Raw genomic sequence first — 12731 nt, 5'->3', positions numbered from 1 at the left:
GTTCAATCCTGGTTGCCTTGCCATAGCCGTCGCAGATGGTCGAGACGCTCACGCTGCGAACCACCCGGCAGCGCCGACGCTGGCTGGGCATCAGGAAATTGCAGGCGCAGCCATAACCATCCGTCGAGAACAGCCTGCTCGCGAAACCCCAGCGCATGTCCCTGTTGCAGGTAGTCCCAGAGCAACCAGTAGTCATGTCCGGTGGAGCGCGACCAGCGCCAGACGTGACGCTCCATCAGGCACTCCTGCAATTTCCTCTGCTGCCTGTCGGTGAGGCCATGCTCGTTTTCCAGTGCTGGCACCGGCAGCCTGGGATTGGAAAGTTGTTGCCACCCCTGGCACCCCGTCGTCCGATCGGACCAGGTGCCACCGAACCACCGCAACAGGCTGATCGGCCCCAGCCAGCAACTGAGCTCCCGAGGATCGCAGGCATCGAAGAAGTAGCTGGCGGTGTGCGGGTTGTAATAACTCAGGAAGGCCTTGTAATGCAGGCCCAGCGTCACCGTCAACATGCGCCGCAAATGAGCCAGCAAGGACTTGGCTGACGTCGGGCTCACCAACAGCAGGCCCGGCCAGGACCCGGCGTCCAGATGACACAAGCTGGCCAGCGCTGGCGATTGTCGCAGGTCCACCAGCAATGGACCGTGCTCCTTCAGCCCAGCAAACTCGGTGCTTTCGAACAGGGCAAAACGTGGCGCCTCGGGGAACTGTTCCCGCAAGCGCTTCGCAGTCTCGGGCGCGCCTGGCACGTCGAGCAGCAACCATTGGGGGGCGGGACCCGGCAAGGTGGCAACGTTCATGGCGCAGCGCCCGCGCCCTGCCCCGTCACCATTCGACAGGTACACACCGGCTGGGCACAAGGACTGAAGCGCCCCCCGCCAGGCAAAAGGCATAGCAGGACCAGCGGCTCGCCACCCTCGATCACGGACAACAAGGACAAATCGATGCCAGGCGCAGCGGGAACTTCTTCGGCAGCAGGACTCGGAGATTTCGCTGGCACCGTCTGCGCGCTGGGTGCACTACCCAAGAATGCGCTGATCAAGGGACGGTCCGGGTCGCCCTCGATAAAACTCACCAATACCTCGGTGCCCTCGCAAATCTCATCTGCCCCACACGCCAACAGCTCCGGTGCCAATGGCAGCCAGCAATGGCTGGGGTTGGCACCCTCTCCCTGATAGGCCCAGTCGAATTGCACCGCCACTCGTCCAGCCACCCGTGGTTCATCCACCGCCACGACCCAACCGCGTTGCCGGCTCACCATGACAGGCTTGGCCGGGGCCCTGTCCACTACGAACGGTGTGCCCCAGGGAAGGGCCTGGAAAAGATTGCCGTAGGCGCCGGACTGTTCGCGATGTTCGACCTGAGTCAATAACCAGCGCTGGTTCCACGTCTCGCAGAAATGGCCACTCAGAGACAGGACCTGGCCGGCGCGCAACTGCTTCAGGTCGCTCCGGCCCTGGGCAACCCATGTTCCGTGAATGTCCGTCTTCACCCCGAAAGCGTGTACTGCGGTGGCTTGCCCTTCAGCGCAATAGACGGCCTTGATCATCGCCGGGACGTGGCCCACCGTGTCCGCAAAAACCAGGCATTGCCCGTCCCGGGCGTGATCGAAATGAAAGTGAATATTCGCCTGGGCGCACACTCGCTGGAGAAAATGCAGGTCGGATTCGCGGTACTGGGTATACAGATCGAGCGAAGGATACTCGCCGCTCAGGTCCAGGCTCACGCTGCGGCCGTTGATACCATGCCCGGCAAGGACCTGGCGGATGATTTGCGGCACCGAGCAGGCATTGAAGACCCGTTGGCTGAAGCGCTGGGCAAGGCACGCCAGCTTCGGCCCGATGCGCACATGGCAGTTTTCGCCGTGATATTGGACGATTTCGTGAAGTTGCCCATGAACACCTTGATCGCCGGTCCCGAAACTCAACCAGACGTTGCGATACAGCAGCCCTGCCAAGTCCAGGGTCATGTCGCTGACCAACAGCTGCACTTCGAAAATGAAGGGCTCGCTGATGCTTTCATTGCCGGTCAGGGCGACGACAACGAAAGGTTCGGACAGGCCGGCTATCTCCAGACGAAAGGGTAGCTCGCAGGCTGGATCGGACATCGGCGTTTCTCTACAGGAGGGGCGACCGGGCATTCTCGCCGACAGCAGGGATCGAGTAGAGGGCTCAAGGACTATTTAGGAAAGGGACTACATGAAATTAGGACGCTGCCAGTTAAACAGCATCCAGATGCCAGTAAACACGGCGCACTTTTCTTCGACACAAAAACATCGTGGCGAGGGAGCGTGCTCCCTCGCCACGATGAATCGCTCAAGCCTGGAACAGCAGGCCCCTCCAAGGGGCCGCCATCAGGAAGACAGGTAGGACGAACGCGTCAGCCCCAGGCGCAGCGCATCCAGGAACTGAGTGCGCTCGGCCGCCGTGATCCGGGCGCTGGCGCACTTGTCACGGTAGTGAGTCATCAGTTCCTCTGGCGACAGGTGCACGTAGCGCAGCATGTCCTCGATGGTGTCGTGGGTTTCGATACCAGCGTGGTACACACTGCCGTCGGCGTTCTGGTAGATGTTCACCGAGTCGGTATCACCGAACAGGTTGTGCATGTCCCCCAGGATTTCCTGATAGGCACCGACCAGGAAAATACCCAGCAGGTAGTCTTCGCCTGGGTTGAGCGAGTGGACCGGCAGGCTGGTCTCGATGCTCTGCTCGTCGACGTACTGCTTGATCTTGCCATCGGAGTCGCAGGTCAGGTCTTGCAGCACGGCACGGCGCAGTGGCTCTTCGTCGAGACGATGCAACGGCAGGATTGGCAGGACCTGGCCGATGGCCCAAGTATCCGGCAGGCTCTGGAACACCGAGAAGTTGCAGATGTATTTGTCGGCCAGCTTGTCGTTGAGCTCGTCCAGTACCTGGCGATGCGAGCGTTGGCGGGCCTTCAGCGAGTTGTGCAGGCGGCGGCACACAGCGAAGTAGCACTGCTCGGCCAAGGCTTTTTCCGCCAGGGTCAGCTTGCCGTCGGCGTATTGGGCAGCCACGTCGCTCATATAGTGGGTGGCGCGCCAGTAAGTCTCGGTGACCATCTCGATGTCAGTCGGACCCAACAGGTCCACCAGCCATTGCACGGTTTCCGGCAGGCTTTCCTTGTTTTCGATCACCGGCACGTCATCGTGGTGTTTCTCGACGTCGGTCACTTGCACCACCAGCATGGCGTGGTGGGCGGTCAGCGAGCGGCCACTTTCAGAAAAAATGTGCGGATGCGGCAGGCTCTGGGCATCGCAGAACTCCTTGAGCATTCCCACCACGACACCGGCGTAATCGTCCATGTCGTAGTTGATGGAGCTGGCGTTACGTGAGTGCGTACCGTCGTAGTCCACGCCCAGGCCTCCGCCGACATCGATGTGATCCACCGGCAGGCCAAGGTTGCGCAGCTCGCCGTAATAACGGATCGCTTCCTTGAAGCCATGCTGGTAGTCCGCCAGGTTGGCGATCTGCGAACCCATGTGGAAGTGCAGCAGGCGGATGCCCTGGTCCAGGCCGGCGCCACGGAAGCGCTCGACGACCGACAACAGCTGCGCCGCCGACAAACCGAACTTGGATTTTTCGCCACCGGTGTCGGCCCATTTGCTCGATGCCAGCGACGACAGGCGTACCCGCAGACCAACCTGTGGCTTGACCTTGAGCGACGCGGCCTCTTCGATCACCAGGCCGACTTCGGACTCTTTCTCGATCACAATGAAAACGTTGTGACCCAGCTTCTGGCCCATCAGCGCCAGGCGGATGAACTCACGGTCCTTGTAGCCATTGCAAACGATGGTCCCGCCCTTCGGCGCCAGAGCCAGCACCGCCAGCAGTTCGGGCTTGGAACCGGCTTCAAGGCCAATGGACACATTCTGGGTCGCGATGATGTTCTCGATCACCGCTTCCTGCTGGTTCACCTTGATCGGGTAAAGCGCGGTGTATTGACTTTGGTATTCCAGGCGCGCGATGTTGCTGTCGAACGCGCCAGTGAGCTGGCGCACCCGGTCTTGCAGGATGTCGGGGAAGCGCACCAGCAAGGGCAGCGAAAGGCCACTCTGGCGCAACTGGTCGACTTGCTCGTACAAATCGATGGGCGAACTGTCGGGGCCGTTCGGACGGACTTCGACGCGACCGGCTTCATTGATCGCGAAATACCCGGCCCCCCAATGGCGAATCCCGTAAACACTGCGGCTGTCCGCAACTGTCCATTGGCTGCCATCGTCTTTGCGTGTGCGTCGTACGGACATCGAAGTCCCCTATAAAGAAGTCAAAATGCACCATCCGGTCGGAGGCTGGCGCAGTCTAGAGAATGGAAATGACGATTTGCCTGTAAGCAAGGTAGACCCTGCCCGCAGCGCTGAGTTTAAAACCCGTTCAGAACAGGCTCTGTGAAAACCATGCGGGCGACTGGCGAACCGGGGGTTCGGATCAAGCCGGGGTGGTTTTCACAGAGGCTGCTAGCCGCCGGACTTCTTCGCTTTGAAACCGTGCTTGGTGAGTTCCGCCAGCAGCAGATCGACGTGGTCGCCCTGGATCTCGATGACGCCGTCTTTCAACGCGCCGCCGGTGCCACAGCGTTTTTTCAGCGTCGTCGCCAAGTCCTTGAGCGCGTCTTCGGCCAGCGGCACACCCGTAATGGTCGTCACCGTCTTGCCGCCGCGGCCTTTGCTTTCGCGGCGCACGCGCGCGATACCGTCCCCTGCGGGAATGACAGTCTGCTTGCAGATGCAGGCATCCACCGGCTGGCGGCAATCGGGGCAATGACGACCGGCGTCGGTAGAAAATACCAGGCCGCCCAGGGCGGCGAAGGATGCGGCTTTTTTGGCCACCGGCAATCCTCTTCGGAGGACAAAGACTGGTCGAGGGGCGAAAGTGCCCCGACCGCGAAGCCCCACTCAGGCAGGGGCAGCGCAACTTGGCCGAACGATGTCGGCCAAGCTTGAAAAGTCGCGCAGTGTAACGACAAAAAGGCGACTTGCTAAGGGCCAATCGGCGCCAATTTACAGCTTCTTTGCGACACCGCGTTCGCGGGCTCGCAAATAGCGCCCAAGGGCCGCCAGGGAGTCCGGGCAATAAGGCTTGTGGCGGATTTCATCGAGCACCTGGTCGACGGGCAGGAAACGCGCCTCCAGCACTTCTTCCGGCTGCAGCACCAGCGGGCCGTCCCACACAGCCGAGAACGCCGAGCACCAAAGGCGGCTGCCGGTGTCTTCGAAATAGAAATGATCGTGGGCGACCAGTTCCACGCCGCTGACGCCAAGCTCTTCGGCAAGCTCGCGGGCCGCCGACTCGGCGTAGCTCTCGTGAGCCTGCACCATGCCTCCGGCCGCGACGTCCCAATAACCGGGATAGATCGCTTTGCTCAGGGTCCTGCGATGAACGCACAATTCACCGACAGAGTTGAACAGCATGATGTAGGTGCCGCGCCCGATCAGCCCTCGTTCGCGCAGGTCCGAGCGCACCAGGCTGCCGAGCAGGTTGTCCTGTTCATCGACCCAAGCGATGAGCTCTGCATCCGAAGCCGCTCGGTGAGCGGCGTCCCGACCACTTTCGTCCATCGATCAGCCCTGGTTCAGCAACTGCCGCAGGTCGATTACCGCCGCGTTGGCACGGGAAATATAGTTGGCCATGACCAGCGAATGGTTCGCCAATACACCAAAGCCGCTGCCGTTGAGGATCATCGGGCTCCAGACCGGCTCTTGCGAGGCTTCCAGCTCACGAATGATCTGCCGCACGCTGACCGTGGCGTTCTTCTTGGCCAGCACATCGGCGAAATCTACTTCGATGGCCCTCAGTAAATGAGACAGCGCCCAGGCTTGGCCGCGGGCTTCGTAGAACACGTTATCGATTTGCAGCCATGGCGTTTCAACCACTTCTTCGTCGACCTGCGGCACCTGGCCCGGCGCCGGAACCTCGGTTTTCAGCGAAGTATTGAGCTTGACCCGGCCAACGCTGGCGGACAGACGCTGGGACAGCGAACCCAGGCGAGTGCCGACGTCGCCCAGCCAGTTGTTCAGGTTGTCGGCGCGGGCATAGAACAATGCGCTCTTTTGTGCTGGATCGGAGAGGCGCGCCTGATAACGGCTCAGGGAGTTGATGCCTTCCTGGTATTCCGACTCACTGGAGGGCAGTACCCAGCTGCGGTTGTCGAAGTTGAAACGCGGCTCGGCCTTGGCAAGGTCGGCGTCTTCCGCGGACTGTGACTGCGAACGGGCGAAATCCTTGCGCAGGGCGCGGCTCAGGTCGCGAACCTGCACCAGCACGCCGTATTCCCAGCTCGGCATGTTGTCCATCCACAGGCCCGGCGGGAAGCGGTCATTGGAAATGTAGCCGCCCTGCTTGGTCAGCAAGGTGCCAGCCACGGCCTTGAGGGTTTCGACGGTGGTGTAGCCAACCACCATTTGCCTGCCGTCCTTTTCGGCCGCTGCCTGGGCGTTCTGCTGCACGGGAAACAGCGCCGGCTCCTGGCTCCAGTACCAGCCCACCGCAATGGTGACCAGTAGGTACAACCCAACGAGCGTGGCCAGTGCCCGGCTGAAAAAAAGCCCGCCCAGGTAGCTGCGGGTGTCTGATTTCGGCTCGGCGGCGCGTTCAGGCGCGCTGCCCGCGCGGTTTTTCCAGTCCAGCATGGCGATGTCCCTTCAATCACTTGAGTTCACGGTTCGACCACAACCTTACATCAACGTGCCTTGGCCGGCATCCGTCGTTGGGCTTATCGGAGAATTAACGCCACCCTGCCAACAGACACCTAAGGGTTTCCCTTAACCCTGCCCGCCAGGAATGAGGAGCGAGCCACGTCGCGAGGCAGCCAGGTGCACAAGCGAATTGTGCTCTCCTACGCATCGAAGCGATTGAAAAAACCGTCCGCGAGAGCCCTGGAGCCCTTTATTTTCAGCCCTCGAGGCGTAACGGACAGGCAATCAAAGACCGCACGGTCAGAAACTGAATCGCATCTCTTGGCAGTTTATTGACGTACGACACTCATGTAAGGGAAAAGAGGTGCTAGCATAGAGCCACCAGTCGACCTCAGCATGCCCCCTAACTAGTAGTCAGGATATGACCGAGTCAGAAGACCCCAGCCGTGAGCGCCTCAAGCACCACTTTGCCCAGCGGGTAATTCATCAGGCTCGCCAGATCCTCGAGATATGGCAGCGCCTGCAACGCAGCGAGTGGTCGAGTAACGACCTGTCCGAGCTCAGCGAAGCCAATCAGCGCCTGCTGCGCTTTGCCGAGCGTTTCGAACAGCCCGAGCATTGCCAGCTTGCCCAAGGCATCAGCCAGTCGCTGCAAGCGGTGGATGCCAATCGCGGGCGCCTGAGCAGCCAACTGATCACCGACATCAATCGATTGATGCAGCGCCTGTCCCGCACCGGCTTGCGCCATGGCGATCAACTCGAGCAGACCTTCCTGCCGCCGCTGCGCAAACCCATCTACGTAATGCTGCAAGACCATGACCGCGCCGAACGGCTGGCCAAGCAGTTGGAGTTCTTCGGACTCAGCGCCCATGCATTGAACAGTGTCGCGGCGTTCCGCTCCTCGATGGTCGAGCGCCTGCCTGCGGCAATCGTCATGGATGTGGATTTCAGCGGCCCTGGCGTGGGCCTGACGTTGGCCGCCCAAGCCCAGGAAGGACTCGACCAGGCCATTCCGCTGCTCTTCTTCAGCCTCCTTGAAACCGATACGCCCACCCGCCTGGCGGCGGTGCGCGCCGGCGGCCAGGAGTTTCTCACCGGCACGCTCGAAGCCTCGAGCCTGCTGGAGAAGATCGAAGTGCTGACCTGCGTCGCCCAGTACGAACCCTATAAAGTGCTGATCATCGATGATTCCCGCGCCCAGGCCTTGCACACCGAGCGCCTGCTCAACAGCGCCGGCATCGTTACGCGGACATTGATCGAGCCGATCCAGGCGATGGCCGAGCTGGCGGACTTCCAGCCCGACCTGATCATCCTCGACATGTACATGCCCGCCTGCACCGGCACGGAACTGGCCAAGGTGATTCGCCACAACGACCGGTATGTCAGCGTTCCGATCATTTACTTGTCCGCCGAAGACGACCTCGACAAGCAGCTCGACGCCATGAGCGAAGGCGGCGACGACTTCCTGACCAAGCCGATCAAGCCCCGGCACCTGATCACCACCGTGCGCAACCGCGCAGCCCGGGCGCGCAATCTCAAGGCGCGGATGGTGCGCGACAGCCTCACCGGTCTCTACAACCACACCCACATCCTGCAATTGCTCGAAGACTGCAGTTTCCGCGCCCGCCGCGAAGGCAAGCCCCTGAGCTTCGCCATGCTGGACATCGATCATTTCAAGCGAGTCAATGACAGCCACGGCCACCCCATGGGCGACCGGGTCATCAAGAGCCTGGCGCTGTTTCTAAAGCAACGCCTGCGCAAGACCGATTTCATCGGGCGCTACGGCGGTGAAGAGTTCGCCATTGTCATGCCGGACACCGACATTGACGCGGCCTGCAAGGTACTGGACGAAATCCGCCAGCGCTTCGCCGAGATCCATTACCCGGCCCAACCCCAAGACTTGTGGTGCACCTTCAGCGCCGGGGTCGTGGAAATGAGCGAAGCGTCCGACAGCCTGATGATGGCCAGCCAGGCAGATGAAGCGCTGTACCGCGCCAAGCATGCAGGACGAAACAGGGTACAGAGCGCCAGGCAATCAAAGCAAAATGCCACCTTTTCATCGGAATCCACCGATTCAGTCATAAACGTGTAACGCAAACGCAATAACTTCAGGCACTTACGATTCTGCCCCCGGTAGACCCTTGATGCGCCTGAAGCTGCTCACCAATCTCAACACCCTTCTTTTAGTTGCCGTGTGCCTTGGCCTTGGCGCGACCCTTTGGTGGTCGCAAATTGCCTTGGAGCGACCTTACCTTCTGATGGAACGCTACTTGGGCCTGTCGCGGCAGTTCCAGGGCGAAGTGGCGCGCAACATCGAGGATTACCTGGCCAGCGGCGACGCCCTGCGCCTCAGTGCGGCGACCCAAGCGCTGGAAAGCCTGCAAAAGGACCTGGACCAATTCCCGCCGGACCTGGCCAAGGCCCTGCGCCCCAGCCTGTCGAACCTCGACAGCTTCAGCAAGACTGATTTGCTGGCCGCCGGCAAACTGGCCGGCGATCCACAGGCGCTGCTGTTGCAGGCCGAGCGGGAGCTGAGCGCCAGTCTCGATCAGATCGCCCAATACGCCAACGGCGCCCCAGCCTACTTGCCTCCATTGCTCACTGCTTCGCAGCACCTGGGCCGGTTGTCGCTGGCGCGGGACAAACTGGTCAGCAGCGGTCGCAGCGAGTTGGCCGCCGATGTCGAGCGGGAACTGACGAGTATCCGCGCCCAGGCTCAGCAGCTGGATAACTTGCCACTGCTTGGCGTCACCGCCAGCAGCGAATCGGGCAGCGATGATTTTGCCGCGCTGATGGGCCTGAAAACCCAGGAAAAAACCGTCGCCGAAGATGCTGGCATCGCCCTCAAGCGCGAACTCAACAGCTTGCTCGGCCGCTACCCAGCGGAATTGGCCCGCACCCGCGAGCTGATCCAGAAGCGCACCGAACTGAGCAGCGGCACACACCTGAAAATCGCGGATGTGCAGACGGCGATTGACACGTTGGAACCGGCGGTACGCGCCCAGCATGGGCAGATCCAGGGGGAGGTTCGCTTGATCCAGGGCGTGATGATCGGCCTGATCCTGTTGATCGCGTTGCTCATCGACACCTTGCAGCGACGCTTGGCACGCACCTTGACGCACTTGGCGCCAGCCTTGTCGACCTGGGCCGAAGGGGACTTCAGCCGGGATATCCATGTGGGCGCCAGCAACCGCGAATTGCAAGACATCGAGGCCTCGCTCAATCGTCTGCGCGCTTACTTGGTGGATCTGGTGGGCACCATTCGAGTGAACGCCGAACAGGTCGCGGGGAGCAGTCGGACCCTGGCCGAGTTGAGCGGCGAATTGCACAGCGGCGCCGAGGACCAGGCCGGCGACACCGCACTGATCCGTGATTCCCTCAGCGAACTGGAGGCGACCATCCAGCAAGTGGCCGGCGATGCCAGCCAGGCCGCGCAGGCCAGTCGCAGCGCCGGCAACGCCGTGGAGCATGGCCAACAGGTCATCGGCTTGAGTCTCGCCGGCCTCCATGCGCTCGTGGGCGAAGTGCAAGGCAATGCGCAGATGATCGAACAACTGGCCGAGGAGTCGGCGACGATCGGCGGCGTGTTGACGGTCATTCGCTCGATTGCCGACCAAACCAACCTGTTGGCCCTCAACGCCGCCATCGAAGCCGCCCGCGCCGGAGAAATGGGCCGGGGCTTTGCGGTGGTAGCCGAAGAAGTCCGCTCGCTGGCCCAGCGCACCGCTGGCGCCACTTCGGAAATCCAGGCGCTGATCGCCCGCTTGCAACTGGCCGCGCGCCAATCGGTGGACGGCATGCGCGCCCAGGTCGAACACGCCGAAGCCACCGCCAGCCAGGCGCAAGCGGCCGATGGCGCGCTGGATGAGATTGTCGGCGCCATCCAGACCATCGCCGACACGGCGGTCCGCATCGCCGACGTCACCGCCCAACAAAGCGGCGCTGTCAGCGAGATTCGCGATCACAGCGAGCGGATTCATCAGTTGGGCGGCGATAACCTGCTGCGCATCGGCCAAGGCCGGGAACAGGGCGACAACCTGCTGGTGCTAGGTGGGCGGCTGCATACCGCTGTGCAGGCCTTTCGGGTTTAACACCAAGAAACTCTGTGCACGACTGTGGCGAGGGAGCTTGCTTCCGCTCGGCTGCGCAGCCCCGATGGGGTTTGCCGCATGGAGCAGGCTACGGAATTTTGTAACGACCCTCTTCATGCTAGGCTCCCGCCCCCTCAAGAAATTGCAAAAGGAGCATGCAATGAGGGTACCTGCGTCGCCACCCGGCGTTTCTGTCGAAGAAAATATCGCAGCGGCATTTCATAAAAAAAAATGCTCTGAAAGCTGGATCGGCTTTTATCTACTCGTGGTTTTACACCCAAGTCAGAAATCGCGGGCCTTGGGACTACAAGCAACTATCCGCCGAACCTAAAAAGCCCGCCTATCTCGCCGTCTTATGTGCATTGCTTGCCCTTGCCCTGGCTTGCATGAGTTGGCTGTGTTTCTTCCCTCGGGACATGCCCCAACTGACAGAGGTCGTCTTGCGAAAACCTTTGTCCCACGATGCATTTATCTATGGCGTAAAGGATGATCGTGGCGGAGCAACGGTCCCTTTCAGTTATCGCTACTACGTCTATCGAACCTTGGCAGCCGACAGCGACATCCTTTCCGAGCTGAAAACCGCGACGCCATTCCTTGTCACTCGGGATGACTCAATAACCGTCGACATTCAGGAGTCGACGATTACGGTGTCAGTTGATAAGGAAGTCTATGCCTACCACAGCAACACCCTCTATCGACACGCTGGGGGTGTCGACTACACACCCGTGAATATCTATTTGCGTTCAAGTCCAACAGATTGAATGAAGGAGCGAGCTCAGATAGCGGCGGGTCAGCTGGGATCAATGCTGGATGTGCGGCTGTCATTGCGAGCAAGCTCCCACGGGGTTCGGTTTCCAACGGTATGACCGGATCAGAGCCCAGGGTCACAAATTTCGCGCAAACATCGGTCATCGTGCTGGCTATTGCAGAGAACTGGACAGTCACAAAGGCTTTGCGGCATAGTCGCCAGGTTCTGATACCTGCTCACAGATAACAAGGAACAGCAGATGGCGACCCTTTTGGTCCTGCACGGACCCAACCTGAACCTGCTTGGCACCCGTGAACCGGGCGTCTACGGCGCCGTGACACTGGCACAGATCAATCAGGACCTGGAACAGCGGGCCCGCGCAGCCGGCCATCATTTGCTCTATCTGCAAAGCAACGCCGAATACGAATTGATCGACCGCATCCATGCCGCGCGAGGCGAAGGCGTGGACTTCATTTTGATCAACCCAGCAGCTTTTACACACACAAGCGTCGCATTACGTGACGCGCTGCTGGCAGTGAGCATCCCATTCATCGAAGTGCATTTGTCCAACGTGCACAAACGCGAAGCTTTCCGCCATCACTCCTACTTCTCCGATGTAGCGGTGGGAGTGATCTGCGGCCTTGGCGCCAGCGGTTACCGACTGGCCCTGGAGGCCGCCCTAGAGCAGCTTGAAAAACAGGCAACAGCTTGAACAACAAGCGTTAAACGCCCCTGACCGACCCTTGGGAGTTGATGATTCATGGATATCCGTAAAGTTAAGAAACTGATCGAGTTGCTGGAAGAGTCCGGCATCGACGAGCTCGAGATCAAGGAAGGCGAAGAGTCCGTACGCATCAGCCGCCACAGCAAGACCCCAGCCCAGCAGTTCTATGCACCGGCCCCGATGCAAGCCCCGGCTGCCGCACCTGCTCCGGCAGCAGCGCCAGTTGCCGCCGCAGCCCCAGCGGCTCCTGCGGCACCCGCGCTGAACGGCACCGTTGCCCGTTCGCCAATGGTGGGCACGTTCTATCGCAAGTCTTCGCCAACCTCGCCGTCCTTCGTTGAAGTCGGCCAGACCGTGAAGAAAGGCGACACCCTGTGCATCGTCGAAGCCATGAAGATGATGAACCACATCGAAGCTGAAACCAGCGGTGTGATCGAGTCCATCCTCGTCGAAGACGGCCAGCCGGTTGAGTACGACCAACCGCTGTTCACCATCGTTTGAACCGCGGAGAGC

11 protein-coding genes are annotated in these 12731 nt (G+C 60.8%); 5 read left to right on the top strand and 6 right to left on the bottom strand.

The annotated features are described in order from the left end of the window. Positions 1 to 2 precede the first annotated feature (2 nt). From J3P79_RS03450 to J3P79_RS03425, 6 genes are all read right to left on the bottom strand, one after another. Positions 3 to 800, bottom strand: a complete 798-nt coding sequence (locus tag J3P79_RS03450; protein ID WP_434608188.1) for a DUF4123 domain-containing protein — start codon at positions 798 to 800, stop codon at positions 3 to 5. Further along, positions 797 to 2107, bottom strand: a complete 1311-nt coding sequence (locus J3P79_RS03445) for a contractile injection system protein, VgrG/Pvc8 family (protein WP_434608186.1) — start codon at positions 2105 to 2107, stop codon at positions 797 to 799. Before J3P79_RS03445 ends, J3P79_RS03450 begins: the two co-directional genes overlap by 4 nt. Positions 2108 to 2353: 246 nt before the next feature. Continuing rightward, the gene (speA, locus tag J3P79_RS03440; RefSeq protein WP_039593533.1) at positions 2354 to 4267 is read right to left on the bottom strand and encodes an arginine decarboxylase; all 1914 of its coding nucleotides are present in this window, start codon (positions 4265 to 4267) and stop codon (positions 2354 to 2356) included. A 210-nt stretch (positions 4268 to 4477) separates the two neighbouring features. After that, positions 4478 to 4849, bottom strand: a complete 372-nt coding sequence (locus J3P79_RS03435; protein WP_434608184.1) for a translation initiation factor Sui1 — start codon at positions 4847 to 4849, stop codon at positions 4478 to 4480. A 171-nt stretch (positions 4850 to 5020) separates the two neighbouring features. Further along, positions 5021 to 5578, bottom strand: a complete 558-nt coding sequence (locus J3P79_RS03430) for an NUDIX hydrolase (RefSeq protein WP_434608183.1) — start codon at positions 5576 to 5578, stop codon at positions 5021 to 5023. Between the two features lie 3 nt (positions 5579 to 5581). After that, positions 5582 to 6649 carry a DUF2333 family protein gene (locus J3P79_RS03425; protein WP_434608180.1) on the bottom strand — a complete coding sequence of 356 codons (1068 nt, stop codon included), beginning with the start codon at positions 6647 to 6649 and terminating at the stop codon, positions 5582 to 5584. Positions 6650 to 7076: 427 nt separating this feature from the next. On the opposite strand from J3P79_RS03425, the gene J3P79_RS03420 reads away from it, so the two are divergent. The 5 genes from J3P79_RS03420 (at position 7077) to accB (ending at position 12719) form a co-directional block, all read left to right on the top strand. Beyond that, the gene (locus J3P79_RS03420; protein ID WP_434608178.1) at positions 7077 to 8747 is read left to right on the top strand and encodes a GGDEF domain-containing response regulator; all 1671 of its coding nucleotides are present in this window, start codon (positions 7077 to 7079) and stop codon (positions 8745 to 8747) included. Between the two features lie 1450 nt (positions 8748 to 10197). Continuing rightward, complete coding sequence (locus J3P79_RS03415; RefSeq protein WP_434611334.1) at positions 10198 to 10746, top strand: methyl-accepting chemotaxis protein; 549 nt, start codon at positions 10198 to 10200, stop codon at positions 10744 to 10746. 440 nt (positions 10747 to 11186) lie between these two features. Then, complete coding sequence (locus tag J3P79_RS03410) at positions 11187 to 11507, top strand: hypothetical protein (RefSeq protein WP_434608176.1); 321 nt, start codon at positions 11187 to 11189, stop codon at positions 11505 to 11507. A 246-nt stretch (positions 11508 to 11753) separates the two neighbouring features. Next, positions 11754 to 12206, top strand: coding sequence for a type II 3-dehydroquinate dehydratase (gene aroQ / locus J3P79_RS03405; protein ID WP_434608174.1), 453 nt, complete (start codon positions 11754 to 11756; stop codon positions 12204 to 12206). Between the two features lie 48 nt (positions 12207 to 12254). Then, positions 12255 to 12719, top strand: a complete 465-nt coding sequence (gene accB / locus J3P79_RS03400) for an acetyl-CoA carboxylase biotin carboxyl carrier protein (RefSeq protein ID WP_434608172.1) — start codon at positions 12255 to 12257, stop codon at positions 12717 to 12719. The last annotated feature ends 12 nt before the right edge of the window (positions 12720 to 12731 follow it).

It is taken from the genome of Pseudomonas sp. R1-7, assembly GCF_051132105.1.
In the GTDB taxonomy this organism is placed as follows: domain Bacteria; phylum Pseudomonadota; class Gammaproteobacteria; order Pseudomonadales; family Pseudomonadaceae; genus Aquipseudomonas.
This window is presented reverse-complemented; position numbering and strand designations above follow the sequence as displayed.